The organism is Streptomyces sp. NPDC004284, assembly GCF_042874035.1.
Lineage (GTDB): Bacteria > Actinomycetota > Actinomycetes > Streptomycetales > Streptomycetaceae > Streptomyces.
The window spans coordinates 60,259-83,933 of the sequence record NZ_JBIAMJ010000016.1 but is presented as its reverse complement, the minus strand read 5'-3'; the positions used below and the strand labels follow the sequence as shown (position 1 = coordinate 83,933).

Here is a 23,675-nt window from a genome sequence, read left to right as displayed (position 1 = left end):
GGTCGGCGGGAAGGGGCCCCGGCACTGTGCGTCAGTGCTTGTAGTGCTTGATGCTCGAGTCCTTGGCCGCTTCATCGGCGAACTTCTGGATCTTCTTGATCGTCTCGGCCGGGGTCGCGCGACCGGCCATCATCTCGCCGAGGCCGGCGACGCCGATCTTCTCCTTCTGGAGCGCGACGTACCAGTCCTGGAGACGCGGGTTGACGACGTTCTGCCCGGCCTTCTCCAGGGCGGCGACGCCGGACTTGAGGCCCGGGGTCAGCTCGATGCCGTCGGTGCCGCCGTTGAAGGCGGTCAGGGACTTCACGGACTGGGTGAAGTTCTTGGAGGAGGCCTCGCTGAGCATGATGCGCAGCTGCTCCAGACCGCCCTCCAGGTTCTTCGCCTTGGCCGGGACGATGAAGGGCTCGCCGCCGGAGGCCCAGATGGTGCCGAAGGGCATCTTGTCGGAGGAGTCGATGCCGGTCGGGGCGGAGACGGCCAGGTCGAAGTCGGCCGGCATGGTCTTCGCGGCCTCGTTCTCGACCCAGGAGCCGTTCGGGATGAACAGCGCCTTGCCCTCGGTCCAGGCGGTCTGCGACTGGATGTGGTCGAGGCCGGGGGTGCCCTTGAGGATGTAGCCCTTCTTGACGAGCTCGTAGTACGCCTCGAAGCAGGTCTTGACCGCGGGGTGCTCCCAGGCCTTCGGCTCCAGGTTGTCGATGGCGTCGAGGACCTCGCGGCCGCCGACCTTGCCGATCATCGGGTACAGCGAGAAGGGGACGTAGTACGGGTACTTGCCGGCGTACGTCCAGCCGGCGATGCCCTTCTTCTTGGCCTTCTCGCAGACGGCCAGCATCTCGTCCCAGGTCTCGGGGTACTTCGCGTCGAGGGAGTCGAGCAGCTTCTGCGAGTACCAGACGCCGTAGACCGTGTACGCGTAGTACATGATCCACACCGGGTCGCCGTCGAACTGGCCCATCTCGACGATGCCGGGCCGCAGGGTGTCGCGGACCTTCTTGCTCGGGTCGTCGATGGAGGGCGCGTCCAGGAGCGGGGTGAGGTCCGCCAGCTGCTTCTGGCCGACGAGGACGCCCATGTCCATCTGCTCGGCGCCGGAGTTGTCGATGAGGTCCGGCGGGGTGCCGCCGTTGAAGCGCGGCTGCAGCGTGGTGGTGATCTTCTGGGTGGGGGTGAACTTGACCTTCGCCTTGGGGTAATTCGTCTCGTAGACCTTGATCGCGTCCTTGGCGTACTGCTGTCCGAATCCACCGTCGAACAGGACGAATTCCATCCCTGCCGACTCGTTCACCCCGAGCGGGTTCTTATCGGACTTCGCGCCCTTCTCGACCTTTTCGTTGCCGCCGTCGCCGCTGCTCGCACAGGCGGACAGGAAGCCCATCGTCGGGACGGAGATCAGACCGATAGCGGCGGAACGCTTGATCAGATCGCGACGGCCGAGGCCCTCACCGTTGTGTGCGGAGGTGGATCCCATGCTCAAGTCCTCGCCTTCATTCAGGACTCAGGCGGTGTACCGGTCGCCCGTTTCTCACTCGCCACAGGCGAAGGGCCCCGCCACCGCGGTCATTTGCAGCCGGGTCGTGCACGCGTCGGGCCGTCGTCGCATTGCTCCGACTGGCTGGACGCCGACAGGTATAGTCCACTTCCCTTCACGGGAGCAAGATCGAAACCAGGTTTCCATGGCCATCTTTCCCGAGTTGAGACCTCCGGGATAAGCACGCGGGATCTGCGGCGTTTCGTCCAACCATTCGTCGCACAACACCCTTGACACCGCATCAAAGCCACCCTCCCTTCACGGCCGACGGGGGCGACGGAGGAAGACCTGCAGGAGGGAAGGGGCAAAAGGGGACATACGATCAGCATTGAAACAGCTGTGTCACAAACCAGTTGCCCGGTGAAGATCCCGTAAGAAGGATCCTGGATCATAGAGGTCCCGCCCGCCCCCTGCCTCCAGCACGGGCGCGCGGCGGGACCTGCCTCATTCCATACGGATCTGGAGTTCTACGTGGCCAACTCTTCTGGCCTGAACCGCACGGGCGTCCTGTCCCGTGTCACGGTCGCGGCGATAACCGCCGCGCTGGTGGGCACCACGACGGCCGCCGTCGCCGCCGACGCGCCGCAGGAGCGGTCCGCGACCGCCGCCGTGCAGCCCTCGTCGAACGCGAGCGCGTTCGCTGCCACCACCACCACCGACGCCCAGGTCAACGCCCTCTACGGCATCGACTCCCGCGGCGACATGTACGGCTACCCGCCGAACGGCACGGGCGGCCTCGACGCGCGCATCAACTCCGGCTACGGCTGGAGCACCGCGAAGTTCATGACCCAGGGCGACCAGAACCACGACGGCAGCTCCGACGGTGTCTGGGACATCACGGCCGGCCGCCTCTCGTACACGCCGTTCGGCGCGGACGGGTTCTCCGTCGGCACCGGCTGGTCCATCTACAACAAGGTCCTGTCCGCGGGCAACCTGGGCGGCGGCACCGCCGACGACATGCTCGCCCGTGACAGCTACGGCACCCTGTGGCTGTACCTGGGCTACGGCAACGGCAAGTTCACCTCCCGCTACAAGGTGGGCGGCGGCTGGGGCGCCTACAACCAGATCGCCGGCAAGGGCGACCTGAGCGGCGACGGCAAGGACGACATCGTCGCCCGCGACAGCAGCGGCACGCTGTGGCTGTACCGCGGCACCGGCAACTACAAGGCGCCGTTCGGCACCCGCACCAAGATCGGCGGCGGCTGGGGCGTCTACAACAACCTGGTCTCGGTCGGCGACATCGACATCGACGGCATCACGGACCTGCTCGCCCGTGACGGCTCCGGCGCCCTGTACCTGTACAAGGGCACCGCGAACGGCAACGCGCCGTTCAAGACGCGCGTGAGGATCGGCAGCAGCGGCTGGAACACCTACCGCCTGATGTTCTGATCCTCGCTCCCGTCGTGAGACGGCGCGTGTGACGCACGAAAGGGCCCCGCTCCTCGGAAGAGGAGCGGGGCCTTTCGTCTGCTACGCGACGCGTCAGCCGCGACCGTGCTTATCCGCGAATGAGGTTGCGGAGCACGTACTGCATGATGCCGCCGTTGCGGTAGTAGTCCGCCTCACCGGGGGTGTCGATGCGGACGACCGCGTCGAACTCGACACCCGTGTCGGTGGTGACCTTGACCGTGCTCGGCGTGGTGCCCTCGTTCAGCTCCGTGACGCCGGTGATGGAGAAGGTCTCCTCGCCGGTCAGGCCGAGCGAGTCGGCCGACTGGCCGGCCGGGAACTGGAGCGGGAGGACGCCCATGCCGATGAGGTTCGAGCGGTGGATGCGCTCGTACGACTCGGTGATGACGGCCTTGACGCCGAGGAGCGCGGTGCCCTTGGCGGCCCAGTCGCGGGACGAGCCGGAGCCGTACTCCTTGCCGCCCAGGATGACCAGCGGGGTGCCGGCGGCCTGGTAGTTCTGCGAGGCGTCGTAGATGAACGACACCGGCGCGTCGGCCTGGGTGAAGTCGCGGGTGAAGCCGCCCTCGGTGCCCGGCGCGATCTGGTTGCGCAGGCGGATGTTGGCGAAGGTGCCGCGGATCATGACCTCGTGGTTGCCACGGCGCGAGCCGTAGGAGTTGAAGTCACGACGCTCCACACCGTGCTCGGTGAGGTACTTGCCGGCCGGGGTGTCGGCCTTGATGGCACCGGCCGGGGAGATGTGGTCGGTGGTGACCGAGTCGCCGAGCTTCGCGAGCACACGGGCGCCCGTGATGTCGGTGACCGGGGTGGTCTCCATCGTCATGCCCTCGAAGTACGGGGGCTTCCGGACGTAGGTGGACTCGGCGTCCCACTCGAAGGTGGAGCCGGTCGGGATCGAGAGCGCCTGCCACTGGGCGTCGCCCGCGAAGACGTCCTCGTACGACTTCGAGAACATGTCCTCGCCGATGGCGTTGGCGACGACGTCGTTGACCTCGGCCTCCGACGGCCAGATGTCGGCCAGGTAGACGGGCTTGCCGTCCTGGTCGACGCCGAGGGCGTCCTTGGTGATGTCCACCTTCATGGAGCCCGCGATGGCGTACGCGACGACCAGCGGCGGGGAGGCCAGGTAGTTCATCTTGACGTCGGGGTTGATGCGACCCTCGAAGTTGCGGTTGCCCGAGAGCACCGAGGTCACGGCGAGGTCGTGCTCGTTGACGGCCTTGGAGACCTCCTCCGGCAGCGGGCCGGAGTTGCCGATGCAGGTGGTGCAGCCGTAGCCGACGAGGTTGAAGCCGACCTTGTCGAGGTACGGGGTGAGGCCCGCCTTGTCGAAGTAGTCGGTGACGACCTTCGAGCCCGGGGCGAGGGTGGTCTTGACCCACGGCTTGCGGGTCAGGCCCTTCTCGACGGCCTTCTTCGCGACGAGCGCGGCGGCGACCATCACGTACGGGTTCGACGTGTTGGTGCAGGAGGTGATCGCGGCGACGGTGACGGCGCCGTGGTCGATCGTGTAGGTCGTGCCGTCGGGGGCGGTCACCTCGACCGGGTTCGACGGGACGCCGTTGGAGACGGCCGGGGCGTCGGAGGCCGGGAAGGACTCCTCGCCCGCCTCGTCGGCGGTGGAGACGTAGTTGCGCACGTCCTGGGCGAACTGCGCGGCGGCGTTCGCGAGGACGATGCGGTCCTGCGGGCGCTTCGGGCCGGCGATCGACGGGACGACCGTGGAGAGGTCGAGCTCCAGCTTCTCGGAGAAGTCGGGCTCGGCGGCCGGGTCGAGCCAGAGGCCCTGCTCCTTGGCGTACGCCTCGACGAGCGCGACCTGCTGCTCGGAGCGGCCGGTGAGCTTGAGGTAGTTCAGGGTCTCGTCGTCGATCGGGAAGACCGCGGCGGTGGAGCCGAACTCCGGCGACATGTTGCCGATGGTGGCGCGGTTCGCGAGGGAGGTGGCGGCGACGCCCTCACCGTAGAACTCGACGAACTTGCCGACGACACCGTGCTTGCGCAGCATCTCGGTGATGGTCAGCACCAGGTCGGTGGCGGTGGTGCCGGTGGGCAGCTCGCCGGTCAGCTTGAAGCCGACGACGCGCGGGATGAGCATGGAGACCGGCTGGCCGAGCATCGCGGCCTCGGCCTCGATGCCGCCGACGCCCCAGCCCAGCACGCCCAGGCCGTTGACCATGGTGGTGTGCGAGTCGGTGCCGACGAGGGTGTCGGGGTACGCCTGGCCGTTGCGGACCATGACCGTACGGGCCAGGTGCTCGATGTTCACCTGGTGGACGATGCCGGTGCCCGGCGGGACGACCTTGAAGTCGTCGAAGGCGGTCTGGCCCCAGCGCAGGAACTGGTAGCGCTCCTTGTTGCGGCCGTACTCCAGCTCGACGTTCTGCGCGAAGGCGTCGTTGGTGCCGAACTTGTCGGCGATGACGGAGTGGTCGATGACCATCTCGGCCGGGGAGAGCGGGTTGATCTTCGCCGGGTCGCCGCCGAGCGCCACGACGGCCTCACGCATGGTCGCGAGGTCGACGACACAGGGGACACCGGTGAAGTCCTGCATGATCACGCGCGCCGGCGTGAACTGGATCTCCTGGCTCGGCTGGGCCTGCGAGTCCCAGTTGCCGAGGGCCCGGATGTGGTCGGCGGTGATGTTCGCGCCGTCCTCGGTGCGGAGCAGGTTCTCCAGGAGGACCTTCAGGCTGTAAGGGAGGCGCGCGGAGCCCTCGACCTTGTCCAGCTTGAAGATCTCGTACGACTCGTCGCCCACGCGCAGCGTGCTGCGGGCGTCGAAGCTGTTCGCCGACACGACAGTCTCCTTCATATATGTGCGCGTTTCACCACATCCTGCCGCCACGTACACGTCGTCGATCCGCTAAGGTAAGGCTAAGTTAGGTAACCCTTACCAGGGTGGCGGCAGCGGTGCGCCTCGGCAGATATCTCGATGTCGAGATAACTCTAGTACATCACCGCCGCCCGGTCATGCCTGGCATGCTGCGGATCGGCGGCGCGCTCGACCCCGCCCGTACGGACGCGGCCCGATTGCCGCGCCGGCTCCCCCGGCCGACGATCGATCCATGATCAGCGGCGCGCACGTGATTCTCTACACCCGGGACGCGGAGGCCGACCGGGACTTCCTCAGGGATGTCGTCGGCTTCGAGCACGTGGACGCCGGAGGCGGCTGGCTCATCTTCCGGCTGCCGCCCTCCGAGATCGCCGTGCACCCCACGACGGACGAGCCGAAGCACGAGGTCTACCTCATGTGCGACGACCTCACCCTGACCCTGACGACCCTGGAGGACCGGGGCGCGGAGATCTCACGGGCCATCACCGACCAGGGGTGGGGCCTGCTCGCCGCCGTCCGGCTGCCGAGCGGCACCGAACTCCCCCTGTACGAACCGCATCACCCGACCGCACACGCCGCCTCACCCTGATGGCCCACCCGATGTCGATCACCATCTCATATCTGAGATAACGTGACGCCATGGCAGACGACTACCTCGTACGCATCGGCAAGCTCATCCGTGACGCCCGGCAGCACCGCGGCTGGACGCAGACGCAGCTCGCCGAGGCGCTGGCCACGAGCCAGAGCGCCGTCAACCGGATCGAGCGCGGCAACCAGAACATCAGCCTTGAGATGATCGCCCGGATCGGCGAGGCCCTCGACAGCGAGATCGTGTCCCTGGGCTACGCGGGACCCATGCACCTCCGGGTCGTCGGCCGCCGCCGCCTCTCCGGCGCCATCGACGTCAAGACGAGCAAGAACGCCTGTGTCGCGCTGCTCTGCGCCTCCCTCCTCAACAAGGGCCGCACCGTCCTGCGCCGCGTCGCCCGCATCGAGGAGGTCTTCCGGCTCCTGGAGGTCCTCAACTCCATCGGCGTCCGCACCCGCTGGATCAACGACGGCGTGGACCTGGAGATCGTGCCGCCGGCCGAGCTCGACATGGAGTCCATCGACGCCGAGGCCGCGATCCGCACCCGCTCGATCATCATGTTCCTCGGCCCGCTGCTGCACCGCATGGACCGCTTCAAGCTGCCGTACGCCGGCGGCTGCGACCTCGGTACGCGCACGATCGAGCCGCACATGATCGCGCTGCGCCGCTTCGGCCTGGAGGTCACGGCCACCGACAACCTCTACCACGCCCAGGTCGAGCGCTCCGTCTCCCCCGACCGCCCGATCGTCCTGACCGAGCGCGGCGACACGGTGACCGAGAACGCCCTCCTGGCGGCCGCCCGCCACGACGGCGTGACCGTCATCCGCAACGCCTCCTCCAACTACATGGTCCAGGACCTGTGCTTCTTCCTGGAGGCCCTCGGCGTCCGGGTCGACGGCATCGGCACCACCACCCTGACCGTGCACGGCGTCCCCCGGATCGACGTGGACGTCGACTACTCCCCCTCCGAGGACCCGGTCGAGGCCATGAGCCTGGTGGCCGCGGCGGTGGTCACCGAATCCGAACTGACCATCCGCCGGGTCCCGATCGAGTTCATGGAGATCGAGCTCGCCGTCCTGGAGGAGATGGGCCTCGACCACGACCGCTCGGCGGAGTACGCCGCGGACAACGGCCGTACGCGCCTGGTCGACCTGACGGTCCGCCCCTCCAAGCTGGAGGCGCCGATCGACAAGATCCACCCGATGCCGTTCCCGGGCCTGAACATCGACAACGTCCCCTTCTTCGCGGCGATCGCGGCGACGGCCCAGGGCAAGACCCTCATCCACGACTGGGTCTACGACAACCGCGCCATCTACCTCACCGACCTCAACCGCCTCGGCGGCCGCCTCCAGCTCCTCGACCCCCACCGCGTCCTCGTGGAGGGCCCCACCCGCTGGCGCGCCGCCGAGATGATGTGCCCGCCGGCCCTGCGCCCGGCCGTGGTCGTCCTCCTCGCGATGATGGCGGCGGAGGGCACCTCGGTCCTGCGCAACGTGTACGTCATCAACCGCGGTTACGAGGACCTCGCGGAGCGCCTGAACTCGATCGGCGCGCAGATCGAGATCTTCCGGGACATCTGAGCGTCTGACCGTTCACGAGCGGTGCGCCGGGACCCCCGTACAGGGGTGTCCCGGTGCGCCGCTCAGCCGCCTCCCGGCATCATCCCGCCGCCCTTGAGGCGTTCGATGTCCGAGGGGCGGACCTGGATCGCCGTGAGGGCGATCACGAAGGCGGCGACGGCGAAGATCGCGGCGACGATGAAGCCGGCGGTGACGCCGGAGGTGAGGACCTGGTCGCTCCAGGGCGGGGGGAGCTGGCCGGTCTGGGCGAAGCGGGCCTTCTGCAGGGGGCCGGCCTGGGCGAGGAAGGCAGGGACCTGCTGGTCGGCCTCGTTGCGGCTGGCGGTGCCGAAGACGGTGACGAGGATGGAGAGGCCGAGCGAACCGCCGACCTGCTGGGTGGCGTTGAGGAGGCCGGAGGCCGCGCCGGCCTCGTGGGGCTGGACGTTGGACAGGGCCATCAGCGTCAGCGAGACGAACATCATGCCCATGCCGACGCTGAAGACGAGCATCGGGCCGAGGATCGAGCCGGCGTAGGTCGAGTGGATGTCGGTCCGCGTCAGCCAGGAGAGTCCGGCGGCCAGGAAGAGGGAGCCGACCACCATGAAGGGCTTCGGGCCGTACTTCGGCAGCATCTGGGAGGTGAACCCCGCGACGACCGCGATGACCGCGCTGATGGGCAGGAAGGCGAGTCCGGCCTTCAGCGGGCTGAAGTCGAGGACCGTCTGCACGAAGAGGGTCAGGAAGAAGAACATGCCGAAGATGGAGGCCGCGAGGCAGAGCATGATGCCGTAGGTGCCCGCGCGGTTGCGGTCGGCGAACATGTGCAGCGGGGTGATCGGCTGGCGCGAGCGGCGTTCCACGAAGATGAAGGTGCTCAGGAGGACGATCGCCGCCACGAAGGAGCCGATCGTGTAGGGGTCGCGCCAGCCTTCCTGGGCGGCCCGGATGAAGCCGTAGACCAGGGCCACCATGCCGAGCGTCGAGGTGAGCGCTCCGGCCAGGTCGAAGTGGCCGGGGTGCCGCTCGGACTCCTTGATGTGGCGGGGCGTCAGGAAGGCGATGATCAGGGCGATGGGGACGTTCACGAAGAACACCCAGCGCCAGTTCAGCCATTCGACGAGCACGCCGCCGGCGAGCAGGCCGATGGCGCCGCCGGCCGCCGAGACGCCCGCGAACACGCCGAACGCGCGGTTGCGCTCCGGGCCTTCGTCGAAGGTGGTCGTGATCAGGGAGAGCGAGGTCGGCGAGGCGATGGCGCCGCCGACGCCCTGGAGGGAGCGGGCGGCGAGGAGTTGCCAGGACTCCTGGGCGAAGCCGCCGAGCAGCGAGGCGAAGCCGAAGAGGAGCACGCCGAAGATGAAGACCCTGCGGCGTCCGAGGATGTCGCCCGCGCGCCCGCCGAGGAGGAGCAGTCCGCCGAAGGTGAGCGTGTAGGCGTTGACGACCCAGGACAGGCTGGTGGTCGAGAAGTTCAGCGCGCTCTGGATGTGCGGGAGCGCGATGTTCACGATGGTGATGTCGAGGACGACCATCAGCTGGCAGGAGGCGATCACGAACAGGGCGATGGCCTTGCCGTCTCCGCCGCCCTTGCCGGGGGCGGTCGGCGTGGTCGTCTTCGGCTTCGGGGTGCTACTCATGATCGCTCATGGCGCATCGCGCCCTCACCTGACGGGGCCGTGGGCCGGTCAGTCCACCTTTCGACCCTAAGCCCCGCCCCGGCAGGGGACCAGTTGATCAAGTAGGCCCTGTTCCCGGGCCTTATTCCAGGACCGCGAAGCCGTCCAGCTCCACCAGCGCCTGCTCGTCCCAGAGGCGTACGACTCCGATGACGGCCATCGCCGGATAGTCGCGGCCCGCCAAGCGGCGCCAGATCCGTCCCAGTTCGTGCGCGTGCTCGCGGTAGCCGTCGACGTCCGTGGTGTAGACGGTGACGCGGGCGAGGTCGGCGGGGGTGCCGCCGGCGTGGCGCAGGGCGGTGAGGAGGTTGCCGAGGGCGGTGGTGAACTGCTCGGTGAGCCCCTCCCCCACGATCTTGCCCTCGGTGTCCAGGGCGGTCTGTCCGGCGAGGAAGACGAGCCGGGTGCCGGTGGCGGTGACGGCGTGGGAGAAGCCGGTGGGCGGGGAGAGTTCGGCGGGGTTGTGCCGGTGCAGGCTCATGCGGTGGGCTCCTTCGCGGGCGACATCTTCATCTTCGCCGTGGGCTCCCTCACGTACGGCTCCCGCGCGGCGGGTTCCTGCGCGTACGGCTCCTTCGCGGGCGGCACCTTCGCGTACAGCTCCTTCGCGATGATCGTGCGCTGGACCTCCGTCGCGCCCTCGTAGATCCGGGGTGCGCGGACCTCGCGGTAGAGGTGTTCCAGGAGGTGGCCGCGCTGGAGGGCGAGGGCGCCGTGCAGCTGGACGGCGGAGTCGACGACGTACTGGGCGGTCTCGGTGGCGAGGAGCTTGGCCATGGCGGAGCGGCGGGGGACGTCCGGGTCGCCCTCGTCGTACGCGACGGCCGCCGCGTACACGAGGAGGCGGGCGGCCTCGGTGCGGGTGGCCATCTCGGCGATGCGGTGCGAGACGGCCTGGAGGTCGGCGAGGACGCCGCCGAAGGCGGGGCGGGCGGCGGTGTGGGCGAGGGCCGCGTCCAGCGCGGCCTGGGCCATGCCGACGGCGAAGGCGCCGACGCTGGGCCGGAAGAGGTTGAGGGTGTTCATGGCGACCCGGAAGCCCTTGTCCGGTGCGCCGAGCAGGTCCTCGGGGCCGACGGGGACGCCGTCGAAGGTGAGGGTGCCGAGGGCGTGCGGGGCGAGCATGTCGAGCGGTTCCCCGCCGAGGCCGGGGCGGTCGGCGGGGACGAGGAAGGCGGTGACGCCGCGGGCTCCGGCGCCGGGGGTGGTGCGGGCGAAGACGGTGGCGAAGTCGGCCTCGGGGGCGTTGGAGATCCAGCGCTTCTCGCCGTGCAGGCGCCAGCCGCCGCGCCCGTCGGGGACGGCTTCGAGGGCGAGGGCGGCGGCGTCGGAGCCGGCGTCCGGTTCGGAGAGGGCGAAGGCGGCGACGGCCCGTCCGGCGGTGGCCTCGGGGAGCCAGCGGGCGCGCTGGGCGGGGGTGCCGAAGGCGGCGACGGGGTGGGTGCCGAGGCCCTGGAGGGCGAGGGCGGTCTCGGCCTCGGTGCAGGTCCGGGCGAGGGATTCGCGCAGGAGGCAGAGGTCGAGGGCGCCGGCCTCGAAGAGGCGGGCGAGGAGGCCGAGCTCACCGAGGGCGGCGACGAGGGGGCGGTTGACCCGGCCGGGTTCGCCCCGGTCGGCGAGGGGCTTGAGGCGTTCGGCGGCGAGGGCGCTGAGCTCCGCACACCAGGTGGTCTGGACCGGATCGAGCGAGAATGCGGGCATGTGGGCCCTCTCTGACGCCCTCGGGCGTCTTCGTCCCTGCGCCGTCCGGCGCCTTCGTCCCGATGCCCGAGGGCACCCTTGTCGCGAACCGTTGACTGTCGTCACCAACACGATACGCTCGTGGAGCGTTGGACGACCCCACCACGACAGGGGGACGGACCCATGGAGCTGACACCCTCGGCCCACCTCGACACGTTCGCCCGCGACCGGCTGCCCTCGCCCGACCGGTGGCCGCGTCTCGTCTTCGACCTCCCCGAGCTCTCCTACCCCGACCGGCTCAACTGCGGCACGGAGCTCCTCGACCGCACGGTGGAGCGCTTCGGCGCCGACCGGCCCGCCTTCCACGACGGCGAGGGCGAGGTCTGGAGCTACGGGGAGCTGCGCGACCGGGTGGACCGCGTCGCCCACGTCCTCACCGCCGACCTGGGGCTCCTGCCCGGCAACCGGGTCCTCCTGCGCGGCCCCACCACGCCCTGGCTGGCCGCCTGCTGGCTCGCCGTGATGAAGGCCGGCGGCGTCGCCGTCACCGTCCTGGCCCAGCAGCGCGCCCACGAGCTGGCCGTGATGGCCGAGGCCGCCCGGTGCACCCACGCGCTCTGCGACGCCCGGGTGCTCGACGAGCTCCTCGCGGCCCGGATACCCGGGCTCCGGGTGACCCCCTTCGGCGGGGACGGACCGGACGACCTCCTCGCCCTCGCCGGGCCGAAGCGTCACGCCGGCCCGTACGAGGCGGTGGCGACCGCCGCCGACGACGTGGCCCTGATCGCCTTCACCTCCGGCACCACCGGGCGGCCCAAGGGCTGCGCCCACTTCCACCGGGACGTCCTGGCCGTCGCCGACACCTTCTCCGCGCGCGTCCTGCGCCCGCTGCCGGACGACGTGTTCGCCGGCTCCCCGCCGCTCGCGTTCACCTTCGGTCTCGGCGGTCTCGTCATCTTCCCCCTGCGGGCCGGGGCGAGCGCGGTCCTGCTCGAACAGGCCGGGCCCAAGCAGCTGCTCGCGGCGATCGAGCGGAACCGGGTGTCGGTGCTCTTCACCGCCCCGACGGCCTACCGGGTCATGCTCGACGAGCTGACCGAGGGCACCGCGCCGGAGGTGGCCTCGCTGCGCCGCTGCGTCTCGGCCGGCGAGAACCTGCCGGAGGCGACGTGGAAGGCCTGGTACGCGCGGACCGGGCTGCGCCTGATCAACGGCATCGGCGCGACCGAGCTGCTGCACATCTTCATCTCCGCCGCCGACGGCGACATACGCCCCGGCAGGACGGGCCGGCCGGTGCCCGGCTGGCAGGCCAGGATCGTCGACCGCGAGGGCAACGCCGTCCCGGACGGCGAGGAGGGGCTGCTCGCGGTGCGCGGCCCGGTGGGCTGCCGCTATCTGGCCGACCCCCGCCAGGAGGAGTACGTACGGAACGGCTGGAACGTCACGGGCGACACGTACGTCCGCGAACCCGACGGCTGGTTCCGCTATGTCTCCCGGGCCGACGACATGATCATCTCGGCCGGGTACAACATCGCGGGACCGCAGGTGGAGGAGGTGCTCCTCGACCACCCCGACGTGGTGGAGACGGCGGTGGTGGGCCGCCCGGACGAGCTGCGCGGCCAGGTCGTCGTGGCGTACACGGTGATACGGGACGGGGTGCCGCGCGACGCGAACACCGCCGCCGCGCTGCGGGCCTTCGTCCGCGCCCGGATCGCCCCGTACAAGTCGCCCCGGGAGATCGTCTTCCTCGACGCCCTGCCGCGCACGGCGACGGGCAAGCTCCAGCGCTTCCGGCTGCGGGACACCGCATGATCGGCGTACGGCCTAAAGTGATCACGTGGCCGAGCAGCACACTCCCCGATCCCTGATCGTCTCCCTCTACGGCGCGTACGGCCGTGCGCCCGACGAGTCGCCGGTGCCGGTGGCCGCGCTCATCCGGCTGCTCGGCGTGCTCGGCGTCGACGCGCCCTCCGTGCGCTCCTCGGTGTCGCGGCTCAAGCGGCGCGGGCTGCTGCTGCCGGGCCGGACGGCGGGCGGCGCCGCCGGGTACGCCCTCTCGGAGGACGCCCGCAGGCTCCTGGACGACGGCGACCGACGGATCTACGCCCGTACGGAGCCGAAGCTGTCCGAGGGCTGGGTCCTCGCCGTCTTCTCGGTGCCCGAGGCCGAGCGGCACAAGCGGCACCTGCTGCGGTCCCGGCTCGCCCGGCTGGGCTTCGGCACCGCCGCGCCGGGCGTGTGGATCGCGCCCGCCCGGCTGTACGAGGAGACCCGGAACGCCCTGGAGCGCCTGGAGCTCTCCCCGTACGTGGACCTCTTCCGCGGCGACCACCTGGGGTACGCGGCGACGGCCGGGGCGGTGGCCCGCTGGTGGGACCTGCCGGCGATCGCCGGGCTCCACGAGGAGTTCCTGGCGGCCCACGAACCGGTCCTGCGGGCCTGGCGGACGGCCCCGGCGGGCCCCGAGGACGCCTACCGGGACTACCTCCTCGCCCTGGACTCCTGGCGCCGGCTCCCCTACGCGGACCCGGTGCTCCCGGCGGAGCTCCTGCCGGACGACTGGCCGGGCCGCCGCTCGGCGGAGGTCTTCACGGCCCTGCACGAACTGCTCCGGGACCGGGGGGCGGAGTACGTCGGCCCGTTCCTCTCGGAGGGCTAGGACCTGCGGTCGCGGCGGGCCTCGACCTCCTGGTCGAGGCGCCAGGTGCGGCCGCCGTCGGTGGAGCGTTCGTTGCGCCAGTGGAAGGTGTCGGCGGTGATGCGGGCGAAGGTCCAGCGGACGAGGTCGGAGCCGACCGCGCGTTCCATGACGATCTCGTCGTCGATCTGGCGGGCGTACATCTGCACCACGTCGCCGCGGGAGGTGCCGTGGAAGGTGAACCGCCACAGTTGGAGGCGCGGGTCCCAGATGCGGACGCACAGACCGCACTCCTGGTCCGCGGCCCGGCCCTCGGCGGGGAGGTCCTCGCGCCCGGGCCACTGCCAGACGTCCAGGACCGCCCTGCCCTCCAGGGCGTAGCCGAACTCCCAGGAGCCGTCGACGGTGCGGGCCGGCGAGCCGTCGGCGGGGTAGTACGTGATCCGGGTCGGCCAGTGTCCGGCCAGCCGTCCGAACTGCTCCATCTCGGTGGGGTGGAGGTGGGTGGGGCCGTCGGCGAGCAGGGTCTTCACGCGGGGGCCTCCGTGGTCGCGAGCGGGGTGAGGGCGTGGGCGAGGCAGTCGACGACGGGGGCGGTGTACGCGCCTTCCGGGTCGAGTTCCGGGTCGTAGATGGCGACGTCGAGCCCGACGATCCGGCCGGTGCCGGCCAGGGTCGAGAGGAGCTCGGACAGCTGGGGGAAGTCCAGGCCGGGGCGGCCCGGGGAGTCCACGGCGGGCAGGACGCGCTCGTCGAGGACGTCGAGGTCGAGGTGGAGCCAGACGCGGTCGAGTCCGCGCCGTTCCAGGTGGCGGACGACCCGCTCGCCCAGTGCGGCGATGCCGGTGCGCTGGATCTCCCGGGCGGTGAACCGGGTGACCGGGGGTGTCTCCCCGCCCTCCTCCCGGTCGCCGATCTGGACGACGTCCTCGTCGGCGACGAGCGGCCGGCCCACCGCGGGCCAGTGGGTGAGCAGCAGTTCGCCGCGGCCGGTGGCCAGGGCCAGGTCCATGCCGGCCGCGGAGCCGAGGACGGCTCCGGCGTCGTGGTTGCCGGGGTGCCGGAAGTCGCTGTGCCCGTCGAGGTGGACCAGTCCGCAGCGTCCGTGGTGCCGGGCGCCGAGGAGGCAGCCGAGCAGGATGCTGCAGTCGCCGCCCAGGACGACCGGGAACCGGGAGGCGGCGAGGGCGCCCCGGACCGCCTCGGCGAGGCGCAGGGTGTGCTCGCGGATCGTCACCCCGTTGCGGATGCGGGTCGCGGGCTGCGGGTCGAACTCGTACGGCGGGCGGTCGAGCTCCACCACCCGGGCCGCCCGCAGACGTTCCTCCAGGCCCGCCGACAGCAGCGCTCGCGGGGTCCGCCACGTTCCCGGCTCGCGGCCCGGCGCGGGCGGCCGCAGGCCGAGGTTCCAGGGGGCCGTGATGAGCTCGACGGCGGCGGCCATGGGCTTCTCCTCATCGTCCGGGGGTGGTGTCCGGTGGTGACGTCCGGCGTGATGTCCGGTGGTGATCATCCAAAGATTCGAACCGGATAACATCAGTACACTGGTTGGATTCGAGGAGGCAAGCGCGAAAGGCGGTCGTTCGTGACGGGGACCATCCGGCCTCACACCTTCAAGCCCCGCGACCTGGTCGGCGGACATGTCGTCGTCGACCTCGTGAACACGGTCACGGCGCGCGACGCCGAGCCCGTCGACTGGCTCGACGGCTATCCGCGCCTGCTGGACTGGGCCGTCCTCACCGGCCACTTCGCCCCCGCCGACCTCACGGTCCTGCGCGGTCTCGCCGAGTCCGAGCCGGTACGGGCCGAACAGGCGCTGGCCCGCGTCCGTGAGCTGCGCGAGGCCCTGCACGATCTGCTCACGGCCCTGATCCACCAGGACGGCCCGGCGCCGGCGGAGGCGGTCGAGGGGCTGGAGGCCCACTGGAAGCAGGCGGCCTCCCGCGCGCGCCTCACCCTGCACGGGACCGCGCCGGAGCTCCGGGTCGACGTCGGGGCCTCGGGGCTCGACCTCCTCGGCCACGAGCTCGCCCTGCGGGCCTTCGACCTGCTCCGGGCGCTGCCGCTGGAACGCACCCGCGTCTGCCCGGGGACGCGCTGCGGCTGGCTCTTCGTCGACGGCTCCCGGGGCGGGCGCCGCCGCTGGTGTTCCATGGCCACCTGCGGCAACTCCGCCAAGGGCCGGACCCACTACCGGCGCAAGCGGGCGGACGGCGTGGATCCGGACCCCCGGTAGGGCTTCAGGCCCGGCCGGGCGCGTGCTCCCGGGCGGTGGCCGCCGCCTTCTCCGCCGCCTCGGAGACCACGGCGGCGGCGCGGGCGGCGCGCCCGTCCGCGTACCACTCCTCGATGCGCCGGACGGTGGGCCCGGCGGGGAGGACGCCGAGCTGTCCGAGCAGACCGAGGTCGTCGCGGACCGCCTCGTGCCGGACGACCTTGCCGTCCCGCAGACGCAGGATGTGGACCTGCTCGGAGTCGATCTCCTCCCCGGTGGGCGGGATCGCCTGGAGCAGCGCGCCGTCGCGGTAGTGGACGAAGGGGCCGGTGTGCCGGCCCCGCATGTGCAGCCGTATCCACACCTCGTCGCCGTCGCGGACCAGGTCGGTGACGGGGAAGCCCAGGTCGGTGAAGGCGGAGCGCAGCCACGCGCCGGAGGCCAGCACGCCCGCCGGGCCGGGGAGCGAGCAGGCGGCGGGCGAGACGACCGCCTCGCGGTTGCCGAAGTCCTCGTGCACGACCGCCGCGGCGAGCGCCGGGTCCCCGGTCGCCAGGACGGTGAAGAGTCCGCGGGCCGCGTCCTCGGGCGTCATTCCCATGGTTCGGTTCCTCTCGCGCAGGGGCGGTTCTCCGCCCTGACCGAGATTCAGGTTACACATCACCTATTGAATAGGTCATCCATTTCCCCGACTAGTCTGTCCCCCATGCCGACCACACCACGCAAGTACGTCTCGCCCCTGCGGGAGCAGGCCGCCGCCCGGACGCGCGCGGAGATCCTCCGGTCGGCGACCCGGCTGTTCGCCGAACGCGGCTACGGGCGGGTGACCGTCGCGGACATCGCGGCCGAGGCGGGCGTCTCCTCGAAGGCCGTCTTCGCGAGCGCCGGGAGCAAGGGCGACATCCTCGACGAGATCGTCGACACGGCCGTACGCGCCTCCGGTTACGAGGGGGCGATGCGCGCCGTACTGGCCGAGCGGGACCCGGAGTCCGCCCTCCGGGCGCTGGCCCGGGGCACCCGGGCGGGGAACGAGGGCCTGTTCACCGTGCACGAGGCGATCCACAAGGCGCTGCCCTCGCACGAGGACGGCGAGGCCCTGTGGGAGCGCGCCACCGCCGACTACCGCACCGCCCTCCGCGCCGCCGCGCACCACCTGCACACCCTGGCGCCGCCCGCCTGCCCGGAGGAGGAGACGGCGGACCTGCTGTGGTTCTGGTTCGGCCCGGGCGGCTGGCGCACCCTGGTCGTCGAGAACGACTGGCCCTGGGACCGCGCCGAGGCGTTCCTCCTCCGCACCGCCCTCGCCACCCTGCGAACGGCGTAGCCCCCGGACTCAGTCCCGGCGGCCGGTGGGCGGGCGGCGGCTGCCCGCGCGGTACGGGGCGGGCCAGGGGGCGGCGGGGCCCCGGTAGTCCTGCTCGGCCGCCGCGTGCAGGGTCCAGTGCGGGTCGTAGAGGTGCGGGCGGGCGAGGGCGCAGAGGTCGGCGCGGCCCGCGAGGAGCAGGGAGTTGACGTCGTCCCAGGAGGAGATCGCGCCGACCGCGATCACCGGGACGCCCAGCTCGTTGCGTATGCGGTCGGCGTAGGGGGTCTGGTACGAGCGGCCGTAGGCGGGGTCCTCGTCGGGGACGACCTGGCCGGTGGAGACGTCGATCGCGTCGGCGCCGTGCTCCGCGAAGGCGCGGGCGATCGTGACGGCGTCGTCGGCGGTCGTACCGCCCTCGGCCCAGTCGGTGGCGGAGATCCGGACGGTCATGGGGCGGTCGGCCGGCCACACCTCCCGCATCGCGTCGAAGACTTCGAGGGGGTAGCGCAGCCGGGCCGCGAGGTCGCCTCCGTAGGCGTCGGTGCGGTGGTTGGTGAGCGGGGACAGGAAGCCGGAGAGCAGATAGCCGTGGGCGGCGTGCAGTTCGAGGAGGTCGAAGCCGATGCGGGCGGCGCGGCGGGCGGCGGCGGTGAACTGCTCGCGCACGGCGGTGAGTCCGGCGCGGTCGAGGGCGCTCGGGACCTGGTTGACGCCCGCCCGGTACGGGAGGGGCGAGGCGGCGACGAGGGGCCAGTTGCCCTCGGGGAGGGGCTGGTCGATGCCCTCCCACATGCGGCGGGTCGAGCCCTTGCGGCCGGAGTGGCCGAGCTGGACGCCGAACGCGGTGCCGGGCGCCGAGGCGTGCACGAAGGCGGTGATGCGGGACCAGGCCTCGGCCTGCTCGTCGCTCCACAGGCCGGCGCAGCCGGGGGTGATGCGGCCCTCGGGGCTCACGCAGACCATCTCGGTCATGACCAGTCCGGCGCCGCCGAGGGCCCTGGAGCCCAGGTGGACGAGGTGGAAGTCGCCGGGGACGCCGTCCACGGCGACGTACTGGTCCATGGGCGAGACGACGACCCTGTTGCGGAGGGTCAGTCCGCGCAGCCGGAAGGGGGTGAACATGGGCGGGGTGCCGGGCGGGCAGCCGAAGTCCTCCTCGACGGCGGCCGTGAAGGCCGGGTCGCGCAGTCTCAGGTTGGCGTGGGTGACGCGGCGGCTGCGGGTGAGCAGGTCGAAGGCGAAGCGGCGGGGCGGCCGGTCGACGTGCCCGGCCAGCTCCTCGAACCAGCGCAGGCTGGCGCCGGCCGCGCGCTGGGTGGACTCGACGACGGGACGGCGCTCGGTCTCGTACGCGGCGAGGGCCTCGTCCGGGTCGGGGTGGGCGCCGACGGCGGCGGCGAGGGCGACGGCGTCCTCGACGGCCAGTTTGGTGCCGGAGCCGATGGAGAAGTGCGCGGTGTGGGCGGCGTCGCCGATGAGGACGGTGTTGCCGTACGACCAGCGGGCGTTGGTGACGGTGCGGAAGGCGGTCCAGGCGGAGTTGTTCGAGCGGAGCTCCCGGCCGCCGAGCGCCTCGGCGAAGACCTTGGCACAGCGGGCGGTGGACTCGGCCTCGTCGAGCTCGTGGAAGCCGGCGGCCCGCCAGACCTCCTCGCGCATCTCGACGATGACCGTGGACGCGCCGCTGGAATAGGGGTAGGCGTGGAGCTGCATCACGCCGTGCTCGGTCTCGGCGATCTCGAAGCGGAAGGCCTCGAAGGGGAAGTCGGCGGCGAGCCAGATGTAGCGGCAGCGGTGGGTGGTGATCCGGGGGCGGAAGTGCGCTTCGTGGGTCTCGCGGGTGCGGCTGTGGACGCCGTCGGCCGCCACGACCAGGTCGTGGCTCGCGGCGAGGACGGCGGCGGGCGGGGCCTCGGTGCGGAAGCGCAGCCGTACGCCGAGCTCGGCGCAGCGGGCGTGCAGGACCTCCAGGAGCCGGCGGCGCCCGAGGGCGGCGAAGCCGTGGCCCGTGGAGGTCGTGCGGTGGCCCCGGTGCACGACGTCGATGTCGTCCCAGCGCACGAGCTCCCGGCGCAGCGCCTCGTACACGACGGGGTCGGCGTCCCTGATGCCGCCGAGGGTCTCGTCGGAGAGGACGACCCCGAAGCCGAAGGTGTCGGAGGGCGCGTTCCGCTCCCAGACGGTGACCTCACGGGCCGGATCCTGGCGTTTGAGGAGCGCGGCCGCGTAGAGGCCACCGGGACCGCCGCCGACGACGGCGATGTTCCGGGGGCCCGGCACCGTCAGCACCCCCGCCATTTCGGGGCCCGTTTCTCGGTGAAGGCGGCGTGGAACTCGGCGTAGTCCTCGCCGTTCATCAGGAGCGCCTGGGTGGCCGCGTCCAGTTCGACGGCGGCGGCGAGCGGCATGTCGAGTTCGGCGGTGAGCAGGGCCTTGGTCTGGGCGAGGGCGAGGGCGGGGCCGTCCGCGAGGCGCCGGGCGAGGGCGGCGGCCCGCTCCCCCGCCGCACCCTCCTCGGTGAGCTCGCTGAGGAGTCCGATGCGCTCGGCCTCGGGGGCGTGGACGGGCTCGCCCAGCATGAGGAGCCGGGTGGCGTGGCCGAGTCCGACGACCCGGGGCAGCAGATAGGCGGCGCCCATGTCGCCGCCGGAGAGGCCGACCCGGGTGAAGAGGAAGGAGAAGCGGGTGGTGGGGTCGGCGATCCGGAAGTCGGCGGCGAGGGCGAGGACGGCCCCGGCGCCGGCGGCGACGCCGTGGAGGGCGGCGATGACGGGGAAGGGGCATTCGCGCAGGGCGCGGACGACCTGGCCGGTCATCCGGTTGAAGTCGAGGAGCCGGGCGGTGTCGAGGGCGAGGGTGGCGCCGATGATCTCGTCGACGTCGCCGCCCGAGCAGAAGCCGCGGCCCTCGCCTCCGAGGACGAGGGCGCGGACGGCGCGCTCGCGGGAGAGCTCGGCGAGGAGGTCGCGCAGATCGGCGTAGGCGCCGAAGGTGAGCGCGTTGAGTTTGGCGGGGCGGGCGAGGGTGACGGTGGCGACGCCCTGGTCGATGTCGAGGTGCAGGTGCCGCCAGCGTGACGTGCGGGGCGCGGAGCCGGTAAAGGGGCTCATTCGAGGGGCCTCCTTCCTCCGCACGGAGGGTATCACCGTACTGTGACTGTCGTCACGAGTACGCGATAAGGCAGATGGTCCCGGACCACCGGCGACCGAAGTCCCTACCGGAAAGGCGGGGGTGCTCTGGGAAGCGGATATTGCACCTCGTAAGGTTGAAAACAGGACGTCTAGGGATGCCTCCATCCCACTCGCCCCACCCGCCCCTCGGTGAAGGGAGCCCGCCCCATGCCCGAAGTCACCGGACCCGCCGACGCCGGCCCCGGAACCGCCGCCGACACCACGGCCGCCGGCCCCGGAACCTCCTGGCGCATCCGCCTGCCGCACACCACCGCCGCCGTGCCGATCGCCCGCGCCCTGATCCGTACCGCGCTCACCGACATCGACCCCGGCGCCGCCGACCGCCCCGACAGCGACACGGCGGAGCTGCTCACCGCCGAGCTCGTCGCCAACGCCGTCGAGCACACCGCCGGCGCGGGCCCCATCGAGCTGGTCGTCGAGCTGTTCCCGGCGCCCGGCGGCTGTCAGATCGAGGTCCACGACTCCCAGCCCGCCGGCCCCGGCGAGCTCGTCTGCCCCACTCCGGAGGCCGAGGTCGATCCCTGGCAGGAGCACGGCCGCGGCCTGCTCCTGATCCGGGCGCTCAGCAGCGACTGCGGCCACCGCCCCACCGCGCACGGCAAGGCGGTCTGGTTCACGCTCCCGGGGATACCGGCCCAGCGGCGCCGTCCCTGAGGGCTACTCCCCCGCCGGACCGGCGAGGGTCGCGACCAGGACCGCCTTGATGGTGTGCATCCGGTTCTCCGCCTCGTCGAAGACGACCGAGTGCTCCGACTCGAAGACCTCGTCCGAGACCTCCAGCTCGGTCAGGCCGTGCCGGGTGTGGATGTCCCGCCCGACGGCCGTGCCCAGGTCGTGGAAGGCGGGCAGGCAGTGCAGGAACTTGACGTCCGGGTTCCCGGTGGCGCGCAGCACGTCCATCGTGACGGAGTACGGGGTGAGGGCGGCGATCCGCTCGTCCCAGACCTCCTTGGGCTCGCCCATGGAGACCCAGACGTCGGTGACGACGAAGTCGGCCCCGGCGACCCCCTCGGACACGTCCTCGGTGAGGGTGACCCTGGCGCCGCTGGTCTCGGCGAGCCCGCGGGCCGCGGCGACGACCTCCTCGGCCGGCCAGTAGGCCTTCGGGGCGACGATCCGGACGTCCATGCCGAGCAGGGCGCCGGTGACCAGGTAGGAGTTGCCCATGTTGAAGCGGGCGTCACCGAGGTAGGCGAAGGCGATCGTGTCGAGCGGCTTGTCGGCGTGCTCGGTCATGGTGAGCACGTCGGCCAGCATCTGGGTGGGGTGCCAGTCGTCGGTGAGCCCGTTGTAGACGGGCACGCCCGCGAAGGCGGCGAGCTCCTCGACGTTCGCCTGGCTGTCCCCCCGGTACTCGATGCCGTCGAACATCCGGCCGAGGACCCGGGCGGTGTCCTTGACCGACTCCTTGTGGCCGATCTGGGAGCCCGAGGGGTCGAGGTAGGTGGTGGAGGCGCCCTGGTCGGCGGCGGCGACCTCGAAGGCGCAGCGGGTGCGGGTCGAGGTCTTCTCGAAGATCAGGGCGATGTTCCGGCCGCGCAGCCGCTGCACCTCGGCGCCCGCCTTCTTGGCGGCCTTGAGCTCGGCCGCGAGCGCGATCAGGCCGCGGAACTCCTCGGCGGTGAAGTCCAGCTCCTTGAGGAAGTGGCGGCCGATGAGGTCTGTGGCCATGGGACGCGCTCCTGTGGGTACGGTCGGGAGGACGGCGGTCGATACTCTGGAAGTGTATACACACTTCAACATTTCTATACAGCCCCCCCTCTCTGTTCCGCTCCCGCCCGTGGCGCTCAGGCGGCGTCCCGCTCCACCGGACAGCTCATACAGCGCGGACCGCCCCGCCCCCGGCCCAGCTCGCTGCCGGGGATCTCGATCACCTCGATGCCCCGCTTGCGCAGATGCGTGTTCGTCGTGACGTTCCGCTCGTACGCGACGACCACCCCCGGCTCCACGGCCAGCACGTTGCACCCGTCGTCCCACTGCTCGCGCTCCGCCGCGTGCACGTCCTGGGTCGCCGTGAGCACCCGGATGTCCTGGAGCCCGAGGGCCGCCGCGATGGCGCTGTGCATCTGCTCCGGCGGATGATCGGTGACCCGCAGGGACTGCCCCGCGTCACCCGGTTCGATCGTGTACGAGCGGAGCATGCCGAGCCCCGCGTACTGCGTGAACGTGTCCTGGTCGACCATCGTCATCACCGTGTCCAGGTGCATGAACGCGCGCCGCTTCGGCATGTCGAGCGCGACGATCGCGCGCGCCGAACCGGACGCGAACATCCTCCGCGCCAGCATCTCCACCGCCTGCGGCGTGGTCCGCTCGCTCATCCCGATCAGGACGGCGCCGTTGCCGATGACGAGGACGTCCCCGCCCTCGATCGTCGACGGATAGTCCGCCTGCCCCTCCGACCAGTGGTGGAAGGAGCCCGCCTCCGGGCCCGTGAACAGGGGGTGGTGCTTGTAGATCGCCTCGAAGTGCACCGTCTCGCGCTGCCGGGCCGGCCAGCGCATGGCGTTGATGGAGACGCCGTCGTAGATCCAGGCCGAGGTGTCCCGGGTGAAGAGGTGGTTCGGCAGCGGGCCGAGGACGAAGTCGTCCAGGTCCAGGGCGTGGAAGCGGACCGAGGTCGGCTCCCGGTGCACCGCCAGGAACTCCCGCTTCGTCATGCCGCCGACCAGCGCCTCGCCGAGCGCGGCCGCGTCCAGCGAGTCGAAGGCCGCGCGGAGGTGGTCGGCGGCGAGCGGCCCGTACTCCTTCTCGTCGAAGACCCGGTCGAGGACCAGCGCGCGGGCCGCCGGGACCTCCAGGGACTCGCGCAGCAGGTCCCCGAAGAGGTGCACCTCCACTCCCCGGTCACGCAGCACGTCCGCGAAACCGTCGTGCTCCTGCCGGGCCCGCCGCACCCACAGCACGTCGTCGAAGAGGAGGGCGTCCTTGTTGGTCGGGGTGAGCCGCTTCAGCTCCAGATCGGGCCGGTGCAGGATGACGCGGCGCAGCCGCCCGGTCTCGGAATCGACATGGAATCCCATGCGTCCATCCTGACG

The 23,675-nt window shown here is 71.4% G+C and carries 20 protein-coding genes; 8 read left to right on the top strand and 12 right to left on the bottom strand.

The features are described 5' to 3' along the window. Positions 1–31 precede the first annotated feature (31 nt). Positions 32–1,474: an N-acetylglucosamine/diacetylchitobiose ABC transporter substrate-binding protein gene (gene ngcE / locus ACFYUS_RS31025; RefSeq protein WP_388859443.1), complete on the bottom strand. Its 1,443-nt coding sequence runs from the start codon at positions 1,472–1,474 to the stop codon at positions 32–34. Positions 1,475–2,005: 531 nt separating this feature from the next. Here ngcE and ACFYUS_RS31020 point away from each other — a divergent pair. Further along, positions 2,006–2,923 carry an FG-GAP repeat domain-containing protein gene (locus ACFYUS_RS31020; protein ID WP_388859440.1) on the top strand — a complete coding sequence of 306 codons (918 nt, stop codon included), beginning with the start codon at positions 2,006–2,008 and terminating at the stop codon, positions 2,921–2,923. 109 nt (positions 2,924–3,032) lie between these two features. Here the strand turns inward: ACFYUS_RS31020 and acnA are convergent, their stop codons facing one another. After that, complete coding sequence (gene acnA, locus ACFYUS_RS31015) at positions 3,033–5,747, bottom strand: aconitate hydratase AcnA (protein ID WP_388859437.1); 2,715 nt, start codon at positions 5,745–5,747, stop codon at positions 3,033–3,035. 268 nt (positions 5,748–6,015) lie between these two features. On the opposite strand from acnA, the gene ACFYUS_RS31010 reads away from it, so the two are divergent. Together ACFYUS_RS31010 and ACFYUS_RS31005 are read left to right on the top strand one after the other, a co-directional pair. Further along, positions 6,016–6,372 (top strand): VOC family protein, encoded by a 357-nt coding sequence (locus ACFYUS_RS31010; RefSeq protein ID WP_388859434.1) that lies wholly within the window; start codon positions 6,016–6,018, stop codon positions 6,370–6,372. Positions 6,373–6,422: 50 nt separating this feature from the next. Next, positions 6,423–7,952, top strand: a complete 1,530-nt coding sequence (locus ACFYUS_RS31005; RefSeq protein WP_388859431.1) for a helix-turn-helix domain-containing protein — start codon at positions 6,423–6,425, stop codon at positions 7,950–7,952. A gap of 62 nt (positions 7,953–8,014) precedes the next feature. On the opposite strand, the gene ACFYUS_RS31000 is transcribed toward ACFYUS_RS31005, so the two are convergent. From ACFYUS_RS31000 to ACFYUS_RS30990, 3 genes are all read right to left on the bottom strand, one after another. Next, positions 8,015–9,571 (bottom strand): MFS transporter, encoded by a 1,557-nt coding sequence (locus tag ACFYUS_RS31000; RefSeq protein WP_388859428.1) that lies wholly within the window; start codon positions 9,569–9,571, stop codon positions 8,015–8,017. Between the two features lie 121 nt (positions 9,572–9,692). After that, the gene (locus ACFYUS_RS30995; RefSeq protein WP_388859425.1) at positions 9,693–10,091 is read right to left on the bottom strand and encodes a RidA family protein; all 399 of its coding nucleotides are present in this window, start codon (positions 10,089–10,091) and stop codon (positions 9,693–9,695) included. Continuing rightward, positions 10,088–11,311 (bottom strand): acyl-CoA dehydrogenase family protein, encoded by a 1,224-nt coding sequence (locus ACFYUS_RS30990; RefSeq protein ID WP_388859422.1) that lies wholly within the window; start codon positions 11,309–11,311, stop codon positions 10,088–10,090. The genes ACFYUS_RS30995 and ACFYUS_RS30990 overlap by 4 nt, the downstream gene beginning before the upstream one ends. Positions 11,312–11,473: 162 nt before the next feature. Here ACFYUS_RS30990 and ACFYUS_RS30985 point away from each other — a divergent pair, with 162 nt between their 5' ends. Both ACFYUS_RS30985 and ACFYUS_RS30980 read left to right on the top strand, forming a co-directional pair. Beyond that, positions 11,474–13,102: an AMP-binding protein gene (locus ACFYUS_RS30985; RefSeq protein WP_388859419.1), complete on the top strand. Its 1,629-nt coding sequence runs from the start codon at positions 11,474–11,476 to the stop codon at positions 13,100–13,102. Positions 13,103–13,127: 25 nt separating this feature from the next. Continuing rightward, the gene (locus ACFYUS_RS30980) at positions 13,128–13,949 is read left to right on the top strand and encodes a PaaX family transcriptional regulator C-terminal domain-containing protein (protein ID WP_388859416.1); all 822 of its coding nucleotides are present in this window, start codon (positions 13,128–13,130) and stop codon (positions 13,947–13,949) included. On the opposite strand, the gene ACFYUS_RS30975 is transcribed toward ACFYUS_RS30980, so the two are convergent. Both ACFYUS_RS30975 and ACFYUS_RS30970 read right to left on the bottom strand, forming a co-directional pair. Further along, positions 13,946–14,461: a hypothetical protein gene (locus tag ACFYUS_RS30975; protein WP_388859413.1), complete on the bottom strand. Its 516-nt coding sequence runs from the start codon at positions 14,459–14,461 to the stop codon at positions 13,946–13,948. The genes ACFYUS_RS30980 and ACFYUS_RS30975 overlap by 4 nt on opposite strands. Continuing rightward, complete coding sequence (locus ACFYUS_RS30970; protein WP_388859409.1) at positions 14,458–15,372, bottom strand: arginase family protein; 915 nt, start codon at positions 15,370–15,372, stop codon at positions 14,458–14,460. Before ACFYUS_RS30970 ends, ACFYUS_RS30975 begins: the two co-directional genes overlap by 4 nt. A 141-nt stretch (positions 15,373–15,513) precedes the next feature. On the opposite strand from ACFYUS_RS30970, the gene ACFYUS_RS30965 reads away from it, so the two are divergent. Next, a complete protein-coding gene (locus tag ACFYUS_RS30965; RefSeq protein WP_388859406.1) occupies positions 15,514–16,164 on the top strand; it encodes a CGNR zinc finger domain-containing protein in 651 nt (216 codons plus the stop codon). A 4-nt stretch (positions 16,165–16,168) separates the two neighbouring features. Here the strand turns inward: ACFYUS_RS30965 and ACFYUS_RS30960 are convergent, their stop codons facing one another. Continuing rightward, entirely contained in the window at positions 16,169–16,744 is a 576-nt protein-coding gene (locus ACFYUS_RS30960; RefSeq protein WP_388859403.1) for an ester cyclase, read from the bottom strand. Positions 16,745–16,849: 105 nt separating this feature from the next. On the opposite strand from ACFYUS_RS30960, the gene ACFYUS_RS30955 reads away from it, so the two are divergent. Next, on the top strand, positions 16,850–17,467 hold the full coding sequence (locus tag ACFYUS_RS30955; RefSeq protein ID WP_388859400.1) for a TetR/AcrR family transcriptional regulator: 618 nt from the start codon (positions 16,850–16,852) through the stop codon (positions 17,465–17,467). Between the two features lie 9 nt (positions 17,468–17,476). On the opposite strand, the gene ACFYUS_RS30950 is transcribed toward ACFYUS_RS30955, so the two are convergent. Then, positions 17,477–19,747, bottom strand: coding sequence for a bifunctional salicylyl-CoA 5-hydroxylase/oxidoreductase (locus tag ACFYUS_RS30950; protein ID WP_388859397.1), 2,271 nt, complete (start codon positions 19,745–19,747; stop codon positions 17,477–17,479). Then, positions 19,732–20,559, bottom strand: a complete 828-nt coding sequence (locus ACFYUS_RS30945) for an enoyl-CoA hydratase family protein (protein WP_388859394.1) — start codon at positions 20,557–20,559, stop codon at positions 19,732–19,734. The genes ACFYUS_RS30950 and ACFYUS_RS30945 overlap by 16 nt, the downstream gene beginning before the upstream one ends. 228 nt (positions 20,560–20,787) lie before the next feature. Between ACFYUS_RS30945 and ACFYUS_RS30940 the strand changes: the two genes are divergently transcribed. After that, positions 20,788–21,294: an ATP-binding protein gene (locus ACFYUS_RS30940; RefSeq protein WP_388859391.1), complete on the top strand. Its 507-nt coding sequence runs from the start codon at positions 20,788–20,790 to the stop codon at positions 21,292–21,294. A 3-nt stretch (positions 21,295–21,297) separates the two neighbouring features. On the opposite strand, the gene argF is transcribed toward ACFYUS_RS30940, so the two are convergent. Beyond that, positions 21,298–22,311 (bottom strand): ornithine carbamoyltransferase, encoded by a 1,014-nt coding sequence (argF, locus tag ACFYUS_RS30935; RefSeq protein WP_388859388.1) that lies wholly within the window; start codon positions 22,309–22,311, stop codon positions 21,298–21,300. Between the two features lie 116 nt (positions 22,312–22,427). Further along, a complete protein-coding gene (locus ACFYUS_RS30930) occupies positions 22,428–23,660 on the bottom strand; it encodes an arginine deiminase (RefSeq protein ID WP_388859385.1) in 1,233 nt (410 codons plus the stop codon). Between the last annotated feature and the right edge of the window lie 15 nt (positions 23,661–23,675).